This is a genomic window from Pseudidiomarina woesei (assembly GCF_001418345.1).
Lineage (GTDB): Bacteria > Pseudomonadota > Gammaproteobacteria > Enterobacterales > Alteromonadaceae > Pseudidiomarina > Pseudidiomarina woesei.
In genome coordinates, this window is record NZ_LIPW01000001.1 from 797,715 (window position 1) to 818,501 (window position 20,787).

Annotated in this window: 15 protein-coding genes; 1 reads left to right on the forward strand and 14 read right to left on the reverse strand. The window is 52.0% G+C overall.

The window, feature by feature from the left end; translation table 11 throughout:
• Positions 1-188: 188 nt before the first annotated feature.
• The 3 genes from ASC40_RS03950 to acs all read right to left on the reverse strand — a co-directional run bounded on the left by ASC40_RS03950 (position 189) and on the right by acs (position 7,259).
• On the reverse strand, positions 189-4,151 hold the full coding sequence (locus ASC40_RS03950; protein WP_055438444.1) for a S8 family serine peptidase: 3,963 nt from the start codon (positions 4,149-4,151) through the stop codon (positions 189-191).
• Positions 4,152-4,412: 261 nt separating this feature from the next.
• On the reverse strand, positions 4,413-5,060 hold the full coding sequence (locus ASC40_RS03955) for a response regulator transcription factor (RefSeq protein ID WP_055438445.1): 648 nt from the start codon (positions 5,058-5,060) through the stop codon (positions 4,413-4,415).
• Between the two features lie 255 nt (positions 5,061-5,315).
• Complete coding sequence (gene acs / locus ASC40_RS03960) at positions 5,316-7,259, reverse strand: acetate--CoA ligase (protein WP_055438446.1); 1,944 nt, start codon at positions 7,257-7,259, stop codon at positions 5,316-5,318.
• A 469-nt stretch (positions 7,260-7,728) separates the two neighbouring features.
• On the opposite strand from acs, the gene ASC40_RS03965 reads away from it, so the two are divergent.
• Entirely contained in the window at positions 7,729-8,922 is a 1,194-nt protein-coding gene (locus tag ASC40_RS03965; RefSeq protein ID WP_055438447.1) for a DcaP family trimeric outer membrane transporter, read from the forward strand.
• 160 nt (positions 8,923-9,082) lie between these two features.
• Here the strand turns inward: ASC40_RS03965 and pgsW are convergent, their stop codons facing one another.
• The 11 genes from pgsW to ASC40_RS04020 form a co-directional block, all read right to left on the reverse strand.
• Entirely contained in the window at positions 9,083-10,234 is a 1,152-nt protein-coding gene (pgsW, locus tag ASC40_RS03970; RefSeq protein ID WP_055438448.1) for a poly-gamma-glutamate system protein, read from the reverse strand.
• A gap of 30 nt (positions 10,235-10,264) precedes the next feature.
• Positions 10,265-10,840, reverse strand: a complete 576-nt coding sequence (gene pgsC / locus ASC40_RS03975) for a poly-gamma-glutamate biosynthesis protein PgsC (RefSeq protein ID WP_055438449.1) — start codon at positions 10,838-10,840, stop codon at positions 10,265-10,267.
• The gene (gene pgsB / locus ASC40_RS03980) at positions 10,837-12,132 is read right to left on the reverse strand and encodes a poly-gamma-glutamate synthase PgsB (RefSeq protein WP_055438450.1); all 1,296 of its coding nucleotides are present in this window, start codon (positions 12,130-12,132) and stop codon (positions 10,837-10,839) included. The genes pgsC and pgsB overlap by 4 nt, the downstream gene beginning before the upstream one ends.
• A gap of 260 nt (positions 12,133-12,392) precedes the next feature.
• Positions 12,393-12,974: a hypothetical protein gene (locus tag ASC40_RS03985; protein WP_055438451.1), complete on the reverse strand. Its 582-nt coding sequence runs from the start codon at positions 12,972-12,974 to the stop codon at positions 12,393-12,395.
• Positions 12,971-14,302, reverse strand: a complete 1,332-nt coding sequence (locus ASC40_RS03990; protein ID WP_055438452.1) for a transglycosylase SLT domain-containing protein — start codon at positions 14,300-14,302, stop codon at positions 12,971-12,973. Before ASC40_RS03990 ends, ASC40_RS03985 begins: the two co-directional genes overlap by 4 nt.
• On the reverse strand, positions 14,262-15,017 hold the full coding sequence (locus tag ASC40_RS03995; RefSeq protein WP_055438453.1) for a hypothetical protein: 756 nt from the start codon (positions 15,015-15,017) through the stop codon (positions 14,262-14,264). The genes ASC40_RS03990 and ASC40_RS03995 overlap by 41 nt, the downstream gene beginning before the upstream one ends.
• Positions 15,017-16,306, reverse strand: a complete 1,290-nt coding sequence (locus ASC40_RS04000) for a hypothetical protein (protein WP_245622174.1) — start codon at positions 16,304-16,306, stop codon at positions 15,017-15,019. Before ASC40_RS04000 ends, ASC40_RS03995 begins: the two co-directional genes overlap by 1 nt.
• A 37-nt stretch (positions 16,307-16,343) precedes the next feature.
• Positions 16,344-17,747: a hypothetical protein gene (locus ASC40_RS04005; RefSeq protein WP_055438454.1), complete on the reverse strand. Its 1,404-nt coding sequence runs from the start codon at positions 17,745-17,747 to the stop codon at positions 16,344-16,346.
• Complete coding sequence (locus ASC40_RS04010; protein WP_055438455.1) at positions 17,744-18,877, reverse strand: hypothetical protein; 1,134 nt, start codon at positions 18,875-18,877, stop codon at positions 17,744-17,746. Before ASC40_RS04010 ends, ASC40_RS04005 begins: the two co-directional genes overlap by 4 nt.
• Before the next feature lie 37 nt (positions 18,878-18,914).
• The gene (locus tag ASC40_RS04015; protein WP_055438456.1) at positions 18,915-19,922 is read right to left on the reverse strand and encodes an LPP20 family lipoprotein; all 1,008 of its coding nucleotides are present in this window, start codon (positions 19,920-19,922) and stop codon (positions 18,915-18,917) included.
• Positions 19,922-20,614 (reverse strand): hypothetical protein, encoded by a 693-nt coding sequence (locus ASC40_RS04020; RefSeq protein WP_055438457.1) that lies wholly within the window; start codon positions 20,612-20,614, stop codon positions 19,922-19,924. The genes ASC40_RS04015 and ASC40_RS04020 overlap by 1 nt, the downstream gene beginning before the upstream one ends.
• Positions 20,615-20,787: the final 173 nt, after the last annotated feature.

The following is a 20,787-nucleotide window of genomic DNA, read 5'->3' on the forward strand; positions in this document are numbered from 1 at the left end:
TGTGTCTGTTAATAACAAATGGCAGCTTGCACAGTTGTACAAATGCACCGTACGAATTTACCACATAAAATTTACGAATGAAGCTATTTTGTTAGCCAGCTGTAACAAAATATTTCACGCACAAAAAAGGCGGCAGTAAAACTGCCGCCTTAACATGAGAATAGCTGTAAATAGCTAGCTAACGGGCGTTACACCATACGGCGACGCAGCCACACTAGCGGTAATGCCAACAGCGTAAACAACCAACCGAAAGCACTGCTTGAACTACCACCAGAAGCCGGTGGCGTTTCTGGCTCTTCAGTTTCGGTCGCCGTCAGTAATACAGACACTGTCGCTTCCGCTTCTGCAGCACCGTCAGATACCGTCACCGTAAAGGTAGCTGTGCTTTCTGCATCAAGCTCCGGCACGGTAAAGCTAGCCAAGGCGGTATTGGCGCCAGTTAACTCAACTTCAGCACCACCGGTTTGCTCCCACGTGTAAGTTAACGCGTTTTCATCCGCATCTGTACCTACCGCTTCTAACTCAACCGTATCGCCACCGTCAGCTGACTCTGGCGCTGAGGCGGTCACTGTAGGCGCAGTATTGGTCACTGTCACCGTTACAGTGTTGCTGCCGGAAACTTGGCCATCCGCGTCTACCGCGCGATAACTAAAGCTGTCTTCGCCAACAAAACCCATATTTGCTGTATAGGTTGCCACAAGGCCATCAAAGTTCACCGTACCGTTCTCCGGTGCGCTTACCACCTCACCTTGCAACGCACCATTTGGTGCAATGCGAATTGGCATAACGGCTTCGGCTGAGACGCTACCACTTTCCGCGCTCATCAGCGTAACAAAGCTACGTTCTGGGTTACCCACAGCTTCAGAAAGATCAACTGTGATACCTAAACGATGATTGCCTTCACCACTAGCACTACCAACCTCACCAAAGTCAGCAACTTGTGCGGTCGCATTGACCACTACCGAAGCTTTCGTGCCCGCGGCATAGCTTAATGCAGTCGTTGACTCATTAACCGCCGGGTTACTTGCGCTGTAACTCACAGAGCCACCTTCGCTACCATCGGTGTTTTCCAAGCCCATAATGGTGCCAAATGGCGCATCGCCTTGCGCAATATCCAACAAGTTGACATACACTTCATCGCTGCTCAGTTTAAACCACACGTTGAAGGTAAATGCAGGACCAGTCGGATCATTCCATTCACGCACTTGATACCACTCTAAAATTAAGTAGGTATCGGTTTCATCTGAAACTAACGCATAACGCATTTCACCGTCTTCAGCGAATACTTCGAAGTCGTTCCAGAATGCAGCAACAATGCCGTTTGGATCAGATGGGTTTGGCAAGTCTTGCGTAATAAAGGTGTACAACGCACCGCCTTCACCAAATTCAACCACACCGTTTTCCCACATATGCAGTTGCGTGAAGGTTTCGCCACCGAATTCCCAGTTCTGTTCAACTGCGCTTAAGTCAAGGCTTAATACCGTTTCATCGCAGCCTTCAGTACAAACGCTTTCGAAACTGAAGTCAGGAGTTTCAGCCGCTAAATCATCCAAACTCAAGTTAGCATACGCGAAGCTGGTCGACGCATCCGTGAACGTCACTTCACCTGGTACATCAGTTTGTGAACCTACCCAGGTAAAGCTACGAGTTTCAGCATCAAACTCACTGCTTGTCGCTACTGCACCGGTTTCTACAACAGTGACCGAGTCCGTATCTAAAACAAAGGCTTCGTCAGTTGGGTATTGTGCCGTTAGTGTGACTTCTTCACCGGTGTAACCCATGGCGTTAACAATACTTGTTACCATGTCTTCACCAGTTGTCGCACTACCTTCAGAAATACCGCCAGTTAACGAGCCAGAGTCGGTTGATAACATCGTGTATACCGCAATTGGCATGTTGACGTCAGCGTAAGTTCCGCTGCTATCGGTAAGGGTTAAGGTACCGAAGTTCCAGCCTTCAGCAGCATAAGCGCCATTAATAGTGACATCAAACGCAGCGCTACCGTTCGCTTCAAGTGCAATGGTCTGAGTAAAGTCAGCCGCCATGTTGCTATCCACAAAGCTTACCGAAGCTTGCCATTCAGTCGCTTCATCAACCACGCTAGTTAGCGTCCGCTCAAAGGTACAGTTGCTCAAACACATTGGATTCGCGAACGAAGCCACGTCAACGGTTACCGCCGTGTTCAAAGCGCTTGGCAATTCTAATCGACCAGCACCCACATCAAAGGCGTCAGCCATTGTTTCGCCATCTTCTTTCTTCACGCCTAATTTTGCTGACGTCATCAGAATTGACTTCACCTGCTGCGGCAACAACTCAGGGTTATGTGCACGCACAAGTGCCGCTGCACCTGCCACATGTGGGCCAGCCATTGAGGTACCGCTCATCATCGCGAAACCTTGGCCTGGTGCCGCTGATAAAATATCAGAACCTGGCGCTGCAATTTCTGGCTTCAGCATATTCGGGTTACCGTTCGGCCCCCGCGAACTGAAGTCCGACAGAATATCAACATTGGCATCAACCATAACTCGAGTGTTCGGGTTAATCGTCGCTTCCATACCACTTTCGTAAGCTTCTTCAATAGCCAAGCCATCCGCTTGTAAAATTGAAACGCTCGGTAAAGTGGCAGCGCCCATGCTCATAATCACAATGCCGTCGGCATTATTATAAAGCACCATACCTACCGCACCGGCGGCTTGAACGGTGTTGGCTTTTTGCTCGAACGAACAGGTTCCGCGCGTAACTAACGCAATTTTTCCAGCAAAAGCATCAGCGTCAAACGCATTACAGGCTTCCGTATTCGCTTCATCAACCTGTACAGCCGGCAACAATTCAGCCGTAATCGGCTCAACAACTGTAAAGTCACCGTTACCTAAGTTCGCCGAAACTGAACCAAAGCCCGACACTTCAAGTTCGTTAATAAACATACGGCCAGTTTGCGTACTCGCCACAGTAATCGTTTCCTCAACACAGCCTGGGCAACCAACCGTTTGAGCTCCTGGGCCAGAGTTACCAGCCGAAGTAACCGTAATCACACCCATTTCGTCAAGCGACTTCATAATGCTGCTATACGGGCTATTCTCTGGCGCGCCACCGGCACCACCGCCCCACGAGTTGTTAATAACGTCAGCACCGTCGCCAGCAGCCGCTTCTAGTGCAGACGCTAAACTAGAAGTTAAACCTGAGCCACGACCATCAGCGGTCATCCACAAGGCTTTGTACACGAGCAAGTTGGCACCTGGTGCCACGCCCGAAAAGTTCATCGCAACACCGTTAAAAGTTGCACTCACAGGGTTACCCACTGACGTACCAGCAACATGCGTACCATGACCATTCATGTCCATCGGCGAGTCCATAAACTCTTCAGGATGAACTGAACTTGGTGCTGGGAAATAACGAGCAACAGCTAATTTATCGTTACAAACTTCAGCGTTACTTGCACAGTAGTCATCATTAACACCTAAATCAGGTGCGTCGTGGCCATTGTCGCTAAACATCGGGTGGGCAAAATCAATACCGGTATCAATAACCGCCACGTTCACACCCTGACCAGCCGCATCTTGACCGCCTAATAACGCCCACGCTTCAGGGGCATTAATCAGATCATTTGAGGCGTCCATATCAACGTAGTACAGCTCATCTTCGTAAACGGCTTTCACGCCCTTCACCTTCATCAGCCGACGCTTAAACTCAGCGGCCGACAACTGACCACTTTGATCGTTAACAATAGCACCATTGAAAGTAAGCGTTAGTTGGCGTTCTGTTTGTAAACCAGGCACAACCCGAGCTATGTCAGCTAACACTTGCTGCTGTTGGCTTAATAAGAACTGTTGATAGGTCTGCACTGGCTGCGCTTTCACATCCAGTTGCTTCGCACCCGTTGCTTGTGCCGACGTAGCCGCAAAGCCAGGTAAGCCGCCACGATAAGTCGCCACCGGTGCGTTTTCAAATTCAATAATATAGCGCGTAAACTGCTGACGCTGATTCGCAGCTTTAATCGCTGCTTTGTTTTTTACCGTAACGGCGGTTTGTTCAACCACCTTCAGCTTGCCTTCAACTGGCGTTAACTGTTGCGCAGCAACAGCGGCAACACCTGTCAGGCCTGCGGCAACGGCTACGGCGATAGCCGATATCCGATTTCTTGTTATTTTCATTAGATTTCCCTGTTCCTTGTTGGTTTTAGGAGCCATCTATACTAACAACAGATACATAAACTGTTAACAATAATTTCATGTAACTAATTATGAACACTAACAAAATCTAAAGTTCGCGCACGGCGTAACGCGCACGATGTCGCTGAAGGCCACGAACCACGCAGGCCTTGTTAACTTTAGAGAAAGCTTAAATTTGACATCTGACCAGTAATCAACCAGACGTGTATAGAATTGTTTACGGTGTTTTCTGGCACAAGCCGACTAGGGTGTCGGTGATTCCAACTGTAAACGCTCAGCCAATAACACCGCTTGCGTACGGCTATACACGCCAAGCTTGCGGAAAATCGCAGTAATGTGGGCTTTCACCGTAGCTTCGGTAATACTTAATTGGTAGGCAATTTGTTTATTCAACAAACCTTCATGTAGCAAATACAAAACACGATATTGTTGCGGGGTTAAATCGGCGACTTTTTTGGCAAGTTCTTGGTCTTCGTCGGTTAAGTTGTCTAACCTGCCGCGCATGGCTTCCGGTACCCAAGTGTCACCTTGTAAAATGACATCAATGGCCTCAGCAATTTGCGCTGAAGGTAAGCTTTTCGGAATAAAGCCAAGCGCACCAAAACCAATGCACTTGGCCACTACGGCGGGGTCATCTGAGCCCGAAATAATAGCCACCGGCAACAACGGGTAGTCTTCGCGAATGCGAATTAACCCGTATAAGTCACCACTGCCAGGCATGTGCAAGTCTAATAGCAGTAAATCAAGATCATCATCCTCGTTCAACGCCGCCAGCGTGGCATCTAAATCGCCCGCCTCTCGCAACGTTAATTCAGGATAATGATTCGCGAGCGCGCCCTGCAGCGCCTCGCGAAACAAAGGATGATCATCCGCTATTAAAAATTTTGCCATATTCGATCCGTTCCACGTCGGTACGCGTCGCCCGTACCCCGGCGTTTCACGCCGGGACGTGCGCAGCACGGTTATTCCGTTCGGCACCGCTTATGCCCGTACCCCGGCGTTTCACGCCGGGACGTGCGTAGCACGGTTATTCCGTTCGGCACCGCTTATGCCCGTACAATCACGACGCTGCGCGTCACCCGGCGTAGAACGCCGGGCTACAAGTACAATCACGACGCTGCGCGTCACCCGGCGTAGAACGCCGGGCTACTTGTTTAGTCGATTTTCTATTAGAGAATCTACCACAGACGGATCAGCAAGCGTAGAGGTATCGCCTAAGTTTTCAAACTCATTGGCCGCAATTTTGCGCAAAATACGGCGCATAATCTTGCCCGAACGAGTTTTCGGTAAATCAGGCGTCCAATGAATAAAGTCAGGTGTGGCAATTGGGCTTAACTCTTTACGCACCCAGTCACGCACCTCTTTGGTCAGCTCATCAGACACTTCCGTACCCGCCATAGCCGACACATACACATAAATACCCTGGCCTTTCACATCGTGCGGATACCCCACCACGGCCGCTTCAGAAATTTTCGGATGCTCAACCAACACCGACTCAATTTCCGCCGTACCCAAACGGTGACCCGACACGTTCAACACGTCATCCACTCGGCCCGTAATCCAGAAATAACCGTCCTCATCACGGCGCGCACCGTCGCCCGAAAAGTACAAGTTCTTATACGCCGAGAAATAGGTTTGCTCAAAACGCTCATGGTCGCCCCAGAGCGTACGCGCTTGGCCCGGCCACGAATCTTTAATCACCAAGTTGCCGTCTACCGCGCCTTCAAGCTCATTGCCGTCAGCGTCTACCAACGCCGGCTGCACCCCAAAGAACGGCCGCGTCGCCGAACCCGGCTTCAAGTCCGTCGCACCCGGCAACGGCGTAATCATAATACCGCCCGTTTCAGTCTGCCACCAAGTGTCCACAATCGGGCAACGGCTCTCGCCAATCACCTTGTAGTACCACTCCCAAGCTTCCGGGTTAATCGGCTCACCCACCGACCCCAACGTACGCAACGACTTACGCGTCGAGGTTTCCGCAGCAGCAGTGCCCTTCGCCATCAACGCCCGAATAGCCGTTGGCGCCGTGTACAAAATATTCACACTATGCTTATCAACCACCTCACCAATACGGCCCACACCCGGATACGTTGGCAAGCCTTCAAAAATTAACGTGGTCGCACCGTTCGCTAACGGCCCATACACAATATAACTATGGCCAGTAATCCAGCCCACATCAGCCGCACACCAGTACACGTCGTCTTCATGGTAATCAAACACCAACTCATGAGTCATCGACGCCCACACCATGTAACCACCCGTGGTGTGCAACACGCCCTTCGGCTTACCAGTCGAGCCCGACGTATACAAAATAAACAGCGGATCTTCCGCCTTCATCACCTCTGGCTGACACTCAGCTGGCACATCTTTCACCAATTGGTCCCACGCTACGTCGCGACTGTCGTCCCACTCCGTTTCACCATGCGTTACTTTAGCCACCACCACATGCTCAACACTCGGACAACGACCATTGCGCAACGCCTCATCAACGTTCGCCTTCAACGGCGTGCTCTTACCACCACGACGACCCTCGTCGGCAGTCACCACAACCTTCACGCCACAGTCATTCACACGGTCCGCAATAGCGTTCGGCGAAAAACCACCAAAAATAACCGTATGCACCGCACCAATACGCGCACAAGCCAACATCGCGTAAGCCGCCTCCGGCACCATCGGCATATAAATCGCCACGCGGTCACCCTTCTTCACGCCCAGCTTCTTCAAACCATTAGCAAAACGCGACACCTCATGGTGCAGTTGCTTATAACTAATCTCATCACTAACACTTGGGTCGTCACCTTCCCAAATAATCGCCGTTTTATCACCGCGCTCCGCCAAATGACGGTCCACACAGTTGTAGCACGCATTCAACGTACCATCCTCAAACCACTTAATGCGTACATCGCCCGGCGCAAAACTCGTCTCTTTCACTTTGCTAAACGGACTAAACCAGCTAATACGCTGCCCATGCTCACGCCAAAACCCATCAGGGTCCTTCACACTCTGCTCATACATGGCCAAATAATTATCATTGTTCACCAGTGCGCGCGCCTTGGCATCCGCCGGCACTTTATACGTCTCGTGCTGCATAAAACCTCCTACTTCGTTGTTCGTTCGCTGCGCTTTTCGTTGTTCGTACGCTTCGCTGTTCGTCCATTCGGCTACGCCTCACTGTTCGTCATTGGTAATTTGCGAACAGCGCGCAGCGCGGACCAACAGCGAAGCGTACGAACAACGAATAACGCTTTTTGTCTTGCCCTATACCTTCAGTTATTGAGCCCGATCAAGCCATTAGACCATAGTCTAGATTGATAATTACCGCATCATGTTAAAAGCTTAAACCACACGTGCTTCGTTATTCGTGCACTTCGTTGTTCGAGCGTTCGGCTCAGCCACACAATTTGTGACTGGCCTTTCCAAACAGCGCATAGCGCGGACCAACAGCGAAGCACACGAATAACGATTAACGAATAACGAAAAGCCGCGCGAACACACCCGGCTAATATCTAATATCCAATAGCTAATATCGTATTTGATCTTACAAAACAGGAGCACAGCAATGTTGCATAAAAACCTAACCAAATCGCTAATTGCCAGTGCCGTACTTACCGGCTTAGCAGGCGGCCTAGCCACCAGCGCACAAGCCGCCGACGGCCCAGAATGGTCATTCAGCGGCTACGTCAAACTCGACGCCATGATATCAGACTATGGCGATGGCTCAGCCGGTAATGGTACTGACCGCAACATTGGTCGTCAGTTCTATATTCCAAGCTTAACGCCAGTGGGTGGCCAAGGCGATGACCAAGTCACCGACTTCCACGCCCGCCAATCGCGCTTCTTCTTCGACGTGAAACAAACGCTGGAAAACGGCGAAGCCATTAGCGGCCGCATTGAAATGGACTTTTTGACCGTACCAAGCGGCGACGAGCGTATTTCTAACTCGTACGCGCCACGCCTACGCCAAGCCTACTTAACCTACAAAAACTGGATGATCGGCCAAGCCTGGTCTAACTTCCAAGACTTAAGCATTTTGCCGGAGTCGGTAGACTTTGTTGGGGCCACCGACGGCATGGTGTTTATGCGTCAACCACAAGTACGCTATACCGACGGCAACTGGTCAGTCTCAATCGAAAACCCAGAAACCACCGTCAGCCTAATCAACCCAGGCACCGGCGCAGTATCACGCCAAGCAACAGGCGAAGGCTTAATGCCAGACTTCACTGCCAAATGGAAAAACAAAACCGGCAACTTGTCATACAGCGTCGCCGGCCTATTCCGCCAGCTAGCCTATGACATCGACGGCAACGGCTCAGACGAAACCACCGCCGGCTACGGCATCACCGTCGGCGCCAAATATGCATTTGACGGCGGCAACGACATTCGCGCCTCATTCACCACCGGCAAAGGCATCGGCCGCTACATGGGCCTAAACACCTTCAACGGCGCCTACGTCGACCCGAACAACAGCCTCGAAGCCCTAACAGTTAGCGGCGTCACCTTCGCCTACCGCCACCACTGGAACGACACCACCCGCTCTAACTTCGTTTACAGCCGCGGCTGGGCCGACAACAAAGACAACCTCGCAGGCTCATTAGCAACAGAATTCACCCAACGCATCGGCGTGAACCTGATGCACTCAGTCGACAAAAAACTCACCTTCGGTGGCGAAGTGTCATTAGCACAGCGCGAAAACGAAGCAGGCCAAGAAGGCGACCTAACTCGCCTGCAATTCATGGCCATGTACAGCTTCTAAACCGTAGCCCGGCGTTCTACGCCGGGTGGGGCAACGCCCCGTTATTCTCTTCAACACCGCAACGGTTTATACATTTACAACGCTTCGCGTTACCCGGCGTTACCTTACGGAAAACGCCGGGCTACACACGTCCCGGCGTTACCTTACGGAAAACGCCGGGCTACACCATGGGTTTGGTGACTTTACCGTGGGCGCCGGCGCGGTTGAAAATACTGGTGATACGCGCTGAGCGTACAATCAGCCAGGTCATGCCAAACAAGCCTAAGCCCAACGCTAGCGCTAGCCAGCGGTTGTACACCGTGGCTGAATAAATGCCGCCGTTGCCAACGGGCACTGGCTCTATCGGCGCTATAGGCAAGCCATAGCGGGTCGCCAAGTTTTTAATGCCGATAAAGTGCACGCCCGGAATGTCTTCTTGTAGGAAATAGCCCATCACGGTATCCACCGCAAACGCGCGTGCTGGGGCGTCTTTTTGCAAGCCAGACTTGAACATGTCGTCAATGCCGGGCGGGCCCACAATTGTTGCCCCGCCGCCTACGTTCACAAAGGCTTTGTAGCTGCGGTCCGCTGAATATTCGCGAAAAATTGCAATACGGTCTGCCACTGCTTCTTGATAGTTGGCCGGCTCGATCATGGTAATACCTGCGCGATCGATTGAGGCGCGCAGTGAATCAATGCCTTCGTCGGAAATGCCAATGCCACGGTCTTCAATGCCGCCTAGCGATGCGTAAATTGGCTTCATTGAAATCACGCCTGCGGCGCGCAGCTCGCGCTCCATGTCTAACCAAGTGAAGCCTGGTACGTTAGCGCCCCATTGAGACGAGGAGGCGGAGGCGATGATGATTGCATCGGCGCCCATCGCTTCAAGTGCGGCATAAACAGCAAGGTTCATTGCTGGGAAAGAGCCTGACACGGTGACGGCAACTAAGTCGCCTTCTTCAACCCCGGCTTCGGCTAGGAGTTTTACCGCCACTGCGGCCCAGTTTGGGTTCACGGTGGTTTGTTTTGACTCGCGTCCACCTTGGTTGGTGGTAACCACTGAGTTTTCTAGGCCGATCAAGCCTGAGCGCTGTGGGTCGAACTCGGGGTTGATTGGTGCGCGTGCGGCGCGTAGTGGCTTCAGTACGTCCATGCCTTCGCGCATGATCTTGGCGGCGTTCACCATGGTGGCGTAGTTTTTATCGACCACTGGATCGCGTTGGCGCAGGTTCTCGGCTAACACTAATGCTAATAAGGCTAGTGCAATCAAAAATACTTGGCCCCACAGCGGAACACCTGAAGAGCGCCAATAGATTTTGGTGAATTTACTCATGTTTATAATTCTCCTTTACCGAACTGGTGCTTACCAACCAGGCATTTGAAATGCGCGACTTGCTTCGTACATGTGTAGCGACTCGGGCATAATGGCGATGAGTGCTAGGCGCACGAGTACTGCGGTGACGGCTAGGCCGCATAGGGTTTGCAGTACGCCCTGGCGTTCAAACCAAATGGCGATTAGGCCGGGAATAATGTAGCCAATAATGCTGCTTTCCATCACCATCATCATAAAGTTCGACTCAAGCGCTTGTACTTGGGCTTGGGCTTCATCTACGCCGGCTATCATTTGTAAGTCGGTCCAGTTCACGAGGTTGCCGATAAACAAGTCAAACAAGCCGGCAATTATGTAGCCGGTTAATATCATGATGATGGTTTGGCGGCGGCCATAGACAATGACGAAGCTGGAGACGATTTTGACGATCAAGTAGGTCACAAAAGCTGCAACTAGCGTCAGAGCAAGGCTTAGGGGGTCGGTTAACTGCAGGGCAACGTAACCTGGCACAACTAGGCCTCCAGCGGCTAAGCCTAGGGTTTGTGTGAGTAACAATGTGAAAAACAGGCCAATACCTATGGCCACGGCCAATATATTCAGCGCTATCATAAGTCTTCCTCGTTTACGGCTCGGTTTTGGAAAAATCGCGCGACTTCTTCGCCGCCTCCATGAATATTGCACATGCCAACAATCAGGGCGTTGCCAAGTGATTGTTCAAGCAGAACTTCGGTGATTTCGGTCATGTGTGCGCCTTCCATCACGAGTAGCTTGTCGGGGTCGAGCCCAAACTTCATGGCTTCGCGCACAAAAATAAAGGTGCCAGAGCCCATCAGTACCACTTTGTCGGCGGGGGTCCAGTTGGCTACGGCCTCGGCCATTTGTTGGGAGCGGTGTGGGCGGTCGGCACGGCAGTTAATTAGCATGATTGAGCGCCGCGATTTGCCCGCGGTGTCGGCGGCGGCGATGTCGGCGGCGGCTGGGGCGGTATCAGCGGCGGTGTCGGCGGCTCCGGCGGTGTCGGCGGCGGCGAAGCCGTGCTTCACGAGCATGTTTTCCCAGATGCGTCCGGTCGACTCGGGGTCGTTGGCGGCGAAGGCGTTGACAAACACGAGCTCGCGTTCAAAGTAACGTACGTGCAGTACTTGCATGGCGCCAGCTTCGGGTTCAAGGGCGATCATGCCTTGCAGAGCGGCTTCTCGTTCAACACCCAAGTGAGCACAGACTTTCAGGGCCAAGGCGACGTTTTCGGCGTGTTCGGCATATTTGAATTGTGCGAGGGTGTCGTCAGAAATCGCGGCTACTTCGTCTTCGCTTACGCCATGCAGTTCGCTGCGGCGGTCTTGGCACGAGTCTTTGAATACGTCGAGCAAGTCGCGCTCGGCGGTGAACAAATTGCCACGCACCGGGGTGCTGCCGGCTAGTGCTAGCGCTACGTCACGCTCACCAGGACCCATTACGTCAAGATGATCAGCCCGCGCATTGGTTATTACGCCAACGGTTGAGCGCACCATACGTAGCTCGCTTAGGCTTTGGTAATGCGGCTGCAGCGCCATGCATTCCACCACCACAATTTCAGGCTTAAGGGTGGCCATGCGCTTAAGCATGCGCATTTGCTCAATAATGTTGGCACCGCTTATGCGGTAAATGGGAAATTCGCGGCCGTCGGGGTCGGTCATGGCGGCGGCGGAGCCGGTTGTCTTGGCACATACGCGCTTACCACCACCGCGCAAACCTGCGGCAATCAGCCGTGTCACACTGGTTTTTCCGCGTGTACCGTTCACGTGCACGCGCACCGGAATACCGCGCAGCAACAGCCGATGCCGCAACGCCTCAAAAGCGCCAGCAAACACCAACAACAACCAGATTAAAATGACAATACCGAGTAATACGGGAAATGACATTGGTTAATCCTTTTTCTTTAGAATGTAAATTACCTACATAAGTGTATGTAAGTAATAGACGAAAAGATCGGGATTAACCAAGGTTTTACGTTTGTAGCCCGGCGTTTCACGCCGGGTGGGGCGAAGCCCCGCAAATATACGAACATTTGCAGTGGTTAATAGAATAACCGTGCTGCGCACGTCCCGGCGTATAACGCCGGGCTACTTCAGAATAACCGTGCTGCGCACGTCCCGGCGTTACCTTGCGGAAAGCCGCCGGGCTACTTCAGCATGGCCTCAAGTTCGGCTTTGGTTTTTTCAAGCATGAAGGTTTCGTACATGGCTTGCTCAGACATAGGGTCAGCGTCAACGCCGCTCATGTTCATCATGTTGTCGAACAGTTGCTTCGGCTCATCCATAACCACCAACGCACACAGCTGCTTTTGGCCATCAATTTGCGCCAAAGTCACCTCTTTTGGCACCGAACCTTCAAGCACTTCTGAGCTCAACTGCTGGCTAGCCTGCTCAAAGCTGCTGCTTACTTCGGCTTGCACGCCTTCGGTGGTTTTGCTGCTGTAGGTTTTATCCAATACTGCAGCGCGGGTGCGAATTTGTTGGGCAAGGTCGTTGCGTGCGGCGGCAATTACTTGCGCGCGGTCAATTTGCATCTGCCCGCTCCACTGCACACATTGCGAGCTGGCTAAAGCGCCGTCAACCACTGGGTTAAACACCCAGCTTGGTGCGTTGTCTTGCTCGTTTTTAGTTACTTCACGCATGGTATTCGCGCCGTCGTTAGAGCTACAAGCGGCTAACGTCATGACAGCGCCAAGCGCCAATAACCCTTTGAATTTGTTGTTCATCATAGATTAAATTCCTCTTGATAATGTTTTTGGCGCGAGGTTACTTTGCGCAAATAGTTCTTGGTTTCTGTAGCCGGTAAGTTTGCCATTAAACGATCATAAATCTGCTGTGCCGTCATGCGGTTCGCTACCCGTGTTGCATCTGCTAGCTTATTACTATTCGCAATGGCTTTTGACACATTGCCAGGGCCGGTATTGTAGGCCGCAATGGCCAAATACAAGCGGCTTTCTGGGTCGCGTACACCTTTGAAATAGCGATTATTTAGCAAGTGTAAATAAATCGTGCCCGCCTGTACATTCTGATCAGGGTCGTACAAATAATCCGCCGACAGTAACTGCTGTTCACCATGCAAGTACTCGGTAATATCGCGGCCCGCCGAGGTGGGCACAATTTGCATTAAGCCGAACGCCGGAATAGGCGAGCGCGCCAGCGGGTTAAAGCTTGATTCGGTATGAATAATGGCCATAACCAATGCTGGCGACAGGCCTGCTTGCGCCGCATAGGCTTTTGCCAATGGCAGCATGCGGCTTGCGCGGTCATTACCGGCGGCGGGCGGCAATTTCACTTTCACCACGGTTCGGTCGGCGCGGCGTTCAACCTGTGCTTGCTGCTTGTTCACTTCGGTAAATTGCGCCGGCAACACCGACTGCCCCTGCATGTGCGCTGAGCTGCGTACACTCGAGAAATTCATGCCGGCCGAAATATGTATGGGGTCTTGGCTGACCGCGGTGGCAAGCTTGGTTGAGCCTAGCTCACGTACTTGGCGCAGCGCCTCGTTCACCGCGCTTTCTGTATCCTGCGCCGAGCCACCGGCGTCGTCCAAAATCTCAACCGTGACGGTATCTGTTTCATAGTCCACGGTGGTGCGTTGACGTTGGTCGTCGCTGTATTTTACCCACTGGGTTTTGTTTGAAACTTTGGCATCGCTCCAGTGTTCGCGTAGCTGCTGAATGTAGTTAGCTTCTGCTTGCTGCCAGCGCGCCACAAATTCAGCAAAAGCCTTTTCTTGGTCTTGTTTAAACTGCGAAAACTGCTGCTGATTGCGTTTTTTAAACTCAGCAAAGTCTTGCGCCTGCGCCGCTGCAACAGGGCTAGTGGCCAACTGGCTAAGCACCACGGCACTAGCCATCATTGCATTAGCCACTACAGCACTGCTCGCCAGTACAGCGCTCGCCAAGAAGCCATACGCCGCCATCGCCGTCGCAACGCCCGCACGCTTCCATGCTGGTTTACGAGCTGGCTCACATGTTGACTCACATGTTGGCTTACACATGGCTTTCATCATCGGCTTAAAAATAGTTGGATAAATCTTTGGCTTGTTCGGCGTCATAGTTGCGTTTCCCTTGCTGTGCTGCTGGGATCAAGCGCCGGCAGTCTACTGCGTCACATTGTGTCGCAAGCGCGAGCGCGGTGTCGTATTGGTGGCCGGCAATATAAATTTGCATGGCCGCTGCGCGTGCGTCATCAAGTTGCAGCGCTTGGGCATCAAGATTGCTTTGCAAGTAGCTCAGTTGCTGCTCGGGGGCTGCCAATTTGGCTATCAGCACCACGCCGTCGGCGGCACTTACTGGGTTGCGCAGGGCTAACCCCAGCAAGCCTTTCAATTGCTCAGAGGTTAGCTCTGGGTGCATTTGCCAAGCTGCGCGCACGGCGGTGCCGGCTATATTTGCCGCGCTATCGCCCGGCACCACAGTGCCACTGCAACGAATTTCATCGTCGGTGTGGCTTTGTACCTTAAAGCCCTGAATGTCGCCGGCAAAATAGCCGGCTGGTTCAGCAATACTAAACCCCACCTGCTCGGCCAGCGCTTCACGCGTGGCTTGCAACTGGGGTTGCACGAGCTTATTGCGGCACAAGCTTACCCAAGCTTGCTCCGGTAGCTTACGGTCAATGGTCACCACGGCTTGCGTGGCGCCATTAGCTCTGGCCTCCGCCACGCTAGAATTCGCAACGTTAGTAGCCCAAATAGGTGCCGAAACAGCTAGCGTGCAAACCGCCACCCCGGTGCCTATTAGTCCCGCTTTGAAACGTGCCGCGCTAAGCATTATAAGTCGTCGTCCTTAGCAACTTGACCAGACGCGCCACGCGGGTTTGCACCTTTGTTATTCACGCCACCGCGTGCATCACGCGCATCTTTGCCACGTGCATTTTGATCACGCGCTGCTTCTTTCGCGGCGGCACTTAACGACGGGGCATAAACCGCTACCGTGTACTGCCAGTAACCGTCTTCGCTAACAAAGCTACGCAAGCCAACGCCCGGCGGTAATTGGCCTTTGGTTAATGAGCCATAGTCTTGGGTTTCTTTAAACTGGTTCAAGAACACGGTGCGCTCTTGCTCAAGTTTTTCAACTTCACTTGGGTCTTGCAGCGCAGGGTCTTCGTATTCAAACTGCTCTGTAGACTCTACTTGGCTTTCGTCAAAGCTACCGCGCCAGTAAATTTCTTCACCTTGCATGGTGCCCAGCAACGCTGCACGAGCGCGCGTTTGCGACTGACGCATAGCGGCATCGGCCAAACGCGAAGCAATACGGGCGTTATTGTTCTGGCGAATAATGGCAGAGCCAAAGCCCATCAGTACTACTTCACCGGTGTTGGCGTTGGTAAGCACTTTCGCGCCAAGCGGCGGCATCACCCCTTTCTGAATGTCTGAAACCACTTGCTTGAAAACTTCATTCGGGTCTGAAACCACGTTCACCGCGCCCGTGTTGGCCTGAATTTGCGCACGGGTTTTTGGCGTTGAAATCACGCTAATACGTACCGACTTTTTGTCGGTGTCATCAAACACATCGTAAGTCACATAGCCAGCCAACGAGCCTGCAACCGAGTCCGCACAGCCTTCTTTGCTGCTGGTCGCGGTGTTACCTATGCTGTCAGTGCCACTGTCAATGTAGTCCATTTGCATGCTAACTAAGTTGCTACACACAACTTCTGCGCCTTTTTGGTATTCCACCAAGCCTTTTTTGGCGGCCAAAAACGCTTGGTTATAAGCCGCGCGCTTCGACAATAAGGTCGCATTTATGTTGTCATAGGTTTGGTACGAAGCCGAACCGGTTGACAGCAAGCCAACGCCGCTACCCACGGCAATGGTCATTACGCCGTCTTGGGTGTTATCAATAAGCTGTTGGTGCGCAACGCTAACGGCCGTTGCTTCGTCGGCGGCAATAACAATGCCGTCTTCAACAACCACGTCTTGTTGTGGCTCGACCGCTTGCCCAGGACGCGCCGGTACCATGTCGGTTAAGTCAAAGTCCTGCGCCTGCACGGGCATTGCCGCACAGCCCATCCAAGCTGCCATTACGGCTACCGCGATACGATTTTGTGTCATCGACTTCATAGGTCGTCCTTAATTTTAAAAATAATGACTAAAAAGCTTACAAAAATAAAATCTGGAATTCGTTTTCAAAACGCGCCTGCGGCAATGGCCCGTTTAATACTGGGCCTAATGCTTGCTGCAACGCCGAAGCTAAATCGGCGGCGCTGCCGTTATAACGCAATTGCGCCAATACGGTTGAGCTATCGCCGCCCACAACCACGTCACGCACGCCGCCAATGGTGCGCAATATACCGGGCAATTCGTGGCTAGAGGCCATGTATTTGCGGGCAATTTTCACTTCGTGCACCATGCCACCTTGCGCCACCACTTTCATAAAGGCTTGGCGCAACGTTTGCTGCAAGGCTTCGGTTTGCGCAGGGTCAGCCAAGTGCACTTCCATTAAATCGTTCATTACCAGTTCAGAATCTGGCAATGCCAACAAACTCGGGTCATTGCGCCATTTGCCGTAAATATTACCCGACAAGTCAGCCACTTGAACATTAAAGTCTAGGCTGGCGTTGTTGCCGCGACGGCGTAAGTCGCCATAGGCGGTCACCGTTAACGGCGCCGTTTTGCTTACTTCAATGCCGTTTTCTGACAACCACACCGCAATAAAGCTACGCAGCGGCTCTGGCGCGTCTACGTTTACCCGCGGTGAGCCAATGGCTTGCAATAAATCATTGCTGGCTTGGGCTACGTCTTGCTGCGCCACCACCGCTTCCAAAGTCACTTTCACGCCACCATTCGGCAGCTGCTGGGTGTCTAACAACTGCCAGCGCTTCACAAAGCCATCACTGCGTGAGTGCAGCTGCTGCGCCAATACGTCGCGCATTGACTCCTGCACGGCGTCATTATTTTGTGCAAATTCTGAGTTGGAATACTGGGTAAAGTTATTCTGCAACCACACGCCAACCACTTGCGAAACCGCTCGCTTCAAGCCGTCCAGCTCGGCAATTTGGCGTGCCGTTTGGCCCGTTTTAGAAGGCCAACCTTCGCCATCAACCACCACCGCAACTTCGGCTGCAGCGTCGTCCCATTGTAGGCCGTCGTCGCTAACTGAATCTGCGTTCACGCCTTGCGGTAAGGTCACCGCCACACAGGTGTCGTTACCCTGAATATAGGGTTTGCCTAATACCACCGGCAGTGCCTGCGCCGACAAGCCGCTTTGGCTGCCTTGCTGCAAGCTTTCTAGCCAGCTAATTTGCGCTTCGTTGTTCACGCCAGTAAAAGAGTCAGCACTACGCTGAAACTCGCGCAGTGCTGCCCCTTGTAAAAAGGTTGCCAGTTCGCTGGTCGCCTGCGCTTGGGCTTGCGCTACCGCAGTTGGCCCGCGCCCATAGGCACAGGCTTCTGCATAAATATCGCCATGGCTTTTAAAGCCCACGCTATCGGCCACAACAACGCTGGCTACCAAGCCACAACCCATCGCCAATAAACGATACGATTGTGTGCGTTTCATCATGTACGGTTCTCCAAGAAGTTTGCTGGGGTACCTACCGATACCGCAAAAATTTTCACACCGTTAGCTGGGCGATAAATGCCGTTTTTCGCGACGTTCTCAACTTGATCGGCCACGGCGCTGTTTTTCCACTGGGTAATTTCGCCAATAGCGCTGTTACGCGAAGGGTTTACGTGCGCCACACCAATCGGCTCCACAAAGCCGGCTTCGTATTGAAAAATAATCATGGTTTCGCCCGGCAACACACCGGCGTTCTGGCCACGGTCTAGGCTCACTTGGTTGCCCTTAATGCCCATAACCTGCGCGGTAGCTGGCATTTCAGACAACATACGGGTTAGCAAAATATCAATGCCGCGCGAAGCCATGTCGTTAATCACGGCGTTTACGTGGGCCGAGTCAAAATAACGGAAGCCGCTTACATAGCGGTTGTTGGCCATAATAAATTTCAGTTCGTTACGCTCGCGCACATCGCCAGAGGTCACCCGCACTTTACCTAAGTTCGGGTACGACATCAGCTCGCGGGTAAACGGGTTTAACACCGCTGAAGTAAGCTCTAAGGTGTAGTCCATCCAACCGGTAATACTGCCTTCGTTTTTCACCGTACGCAGGGTGTCAATTTTTACCACATAGTCTGGTTTTAACACGCGCTCAGCACTAGAACGCTTGGCTAAATCGCGCGCGCCCTGCTGCTCTAAATAAGTTTCTTTTTCAGCGGCAATTAAGTCATCGTCTTGGGTAATAATACGAAACCGGTTAATGCCGCTAAATTGGTTTTCTAGCATCATTAATAGCTGGTTGTCGTCGTATTCACGCAAGGCTTGCACGCCTTGGCCTTCACCGCCCACGTCGGTGCCGCCAAAGTACATACGCACCACCGGCTTTTTCAACGGGCAACCTTCGTTTTCGTTGTTCGGGTCAAAGGTACAGCGATCAAGGCCTTGTGTATCAAAGTAAGCAGGAACCTTAATGTCGCTGTCTTTAAAGTCATAAGCACTACGGGCAACCTGGGCCTGCGAAGAACGATTGGTAACCTGAGTGTTGCTGGTTTGCTCAGCCGGCGTCGACTGACACGCTGACAACACCAACACCGCCAGTGCCGATAAACTAATTTGCTTAATTTGCTTTAGCTGCATGAAAATTTCCCTAGTCATTCACAGGTTTAAAAACCAATTATTGAAACAACCACGCACTCAATGGGCGGTCTAATAAATTTAAAATTTGTTGTTCAGCGTCGCGCTCAGCCTGGCTGGCCGAATTGCCTTTGCCAATGGCGCGCAAGGTATGTTGCTGTAACACTTTAGTTGGCATGCTAGCCGGTGACACATGCACCACCACTTCGCGGCGTTCAAAAAATTGACTACCTTTGTTGGCGGTTTGCTTTTTCTGCGTCAAACGCAACCACAAGCGATCGTTCGCGGCACTTGGCAGCTGGGCGCTTAAGCCAGCAACTAACGGCGTTAAGGTGCGGTCGGCAATCACGCGCACACCGGCAACTTGCCACACACTTTGTACATCGCGCTGCAGTTGCTCCAGCTGCATGCGCAGCATAGGTTGGCCGCCACCTAAGGCCGCCATAGCACGCTCTAAGCGCAATGCGTCTAATATTTGTTGCCGATACTGCAAGGCCCACAACAGCTGCGCCGTTTCGTCGTCATACGGAAACGCCAAGCTTTCAAAGGGCCGCACTTGGTCATGCAAGCTGGTAATAATTGCTTCTTTGGGCACCGCTAACAGCACCGCAAACTCTACCCCTTCGGGGCTTTGCAATGCGGCCGCGCGCTGCTCTTCAATGCTTTCTAACTTAACCCCAAGCGCCTCAATGGCAGAACGTTGCTCAAAGTCGTCACGCACAGCTACTGCGTCGTTCGACTTGGAGCGTGCCAAAACGCTACGTTGCAACACTTGTACATCGGTAGAAATTTGCAGCACCACTTCAGCCAAAGCATGTTGGCGTGCAGCGCGTTTCGAAGCTCCAAAGCCCAAGCCATATAGGTGGGTGTCTGGGTAGTCAGAGGTAGGCGCAAAAACCCACTGCGGCCACTGTGCCAACTCATTGGCACCGGCTTGCATGGGTTCCTGTATAGGCTTTTGCATGGGCTTCAACATGGAAGCTTGAGCTGTGCCTGTTGCTGCTAAAGTTAGCAGCAACAGCGCACCAAACCACTTCAACAATGCCATTACGACTTCGCTTCTAACTCAGTCTGTAAAGCATTAATTGCTTCAATGGTTTCTTCGTCAATTGAAATCAACTCGCTTGCTTCAGTCGCTAAAGACAAGTGATCTTTCGCGCGTTCTAATGCTAAGAACACGTTGTTTTGCGGAGTTTGCTCACCGCCGCCCATCAAGCCACCTAACGATGACAACGCCATCGCTTTGGCGATATCGCTGTTATATTGGGCCAAAATGTAAGCCGCTTTACCACCTTCAAGAACGATTTCCGCCAACAGCTTTGCGTTCGCTTCACGTACCGACTCTAACGCCGCGTTATACGCAGCAATTTTAGCGGCAATTTTTTGCTCTTCAGAAGGTGCCGTGGCGTCAAACTCAACAATCGCAAGCTTCAACTGCTCAGGCGTTGATTCACGGTGAGCATACAAAAACGCTTGTACGTCAGCGTGGTTTTCGGCTTGCGTACGGTACTCTTGCATCACCTTCACTTGGCGCTCAGCAATAGAAGCAGCAATGTTAAAAAATTCATCAGCACCAGGTAACACAGTTACTTTGTCATAACCCAACTCGTCCATTTCAGCGGTTACTTTGGACATGTATTGAAAACGGTCCATTGAGGCTTTTTCTTCGTCACTCGTTGATGAACAACCAGTGATAACTAAAGATGCGGCAAGCAATGCGGGGGCAAGTAGCTTTTTCATTATTATGTCTCTCCATGAAAGATATTTGTCATCCAGATATCTGGAATTGCAAAGTAAATAATTTGTAAACATCTTGCAAGAATTTTTTTTAACATTTGCCAATTTGTTCTTGAATACGCGCCCTATTCAATGGCATATTTGACCCTTATTTACATAATCTTTACGCTTTTCGG

Coding starts and splice junctions, on each gene's coding strand:
- ASC40_RS03950 (WP_055438444.1), bottom strand. CDS start 4,151: ATGAAAATAACAAGAAATCGGATATCGGCTATCGCCGTAGCCGTTGCC.
- ASC40_RS03955 (WP_055438445.1), bottom strand. CDS start 5,060: ATGGCAAAATTTTTAATAGCGGATGATCATCCTTTGTTTCGCGAGGCG.
- acs (WP_055438446.1), bottom strand. CDS start 7,259: ATGCAGCACGAGACGTATAAAGTGCCGGCGGATGCCAAGGCGCGCGCA.
- ASC40_RS03965 (WP_055438447.1), top strand. CDS start 7,729: ATGTTGCATAAAAACCTAACCAAATCGCTAATTGCCAGTGCCGTACTT.
- pgsW (WP_055438448.1), bottom strand. CDS start 10,234: ATGAGTAAATTCACCAAAATCTATTGGCGCTCTTCAGGTGTTCCGCTG.
- pgsC (WP_055438449.1), bottom strand. CDS start 10,840: ATGATAGCGCTGAATATATTGGCCGTGGCCATAGGTATTGGCCTGTTT.
- pgsB (WP_055438450.1), bottom strand. CDS start 12,132: ATGTCATTTCCCGTATTACTCGGTATTGTCATTTTAATCTGGTTGTTG.
- ASC40_RS03985 (WP_055438451.1), bottom strand. CDS start 12,974: ATGATGAACAACAAATTCAAAGGGTTATTGGCGCTTGGCGCTGTCATG.
- ASC40_RS03990 (WP_055438452.1), bottom strand. CDS start 14,302: ATGACGCCGAACAAGCCAAAGATTTATCCAACTATTTTTAAGCCGATG.
- ASC40_RS03995 (WP_055438453.1), bottom strand. CDS start 15,017: ATGCTTAGCGCGGCACGTTTCAAAGCGGGACTAATAGGCACCGGGGTG.
- ASC40_RS04000 (WP_245622174.1), bottom strand. CDS start 16,306: ATGAAGTCGATGACACAAAATCGTATCGCGGTAGCCGTAATGGCAGCT.
- ASC40_RS04005 (WP_055438454.1), bottom strand. CDS start 17,747: ATGATGAAACGCACACAATCGTATCGTTTATTGGCGATGGGTTGTGGC.
- ASC40_RS04010 (WP_055438455.1), bottom strand. CDS start 18,877: ATGCAGCTAAAGCAAATTAAGCAAATTAGTTTATCGGCACTGGCGGTG.
- ASC40_RS04015 (WP_055438456.1), bottom strand. CDS start 19,922: ATGGCATTGTTGAAGTGGTTTGGTGCGCTGTTGCTGCTAACTTTAGCA.
- ASC40_RS04020 (WP_055438457.1), bottom strand. CDS start 20,614: ATGAAAAAGCTACTTGCCCCCGCATTGCTTGCCGCATCTTTAGTTATC.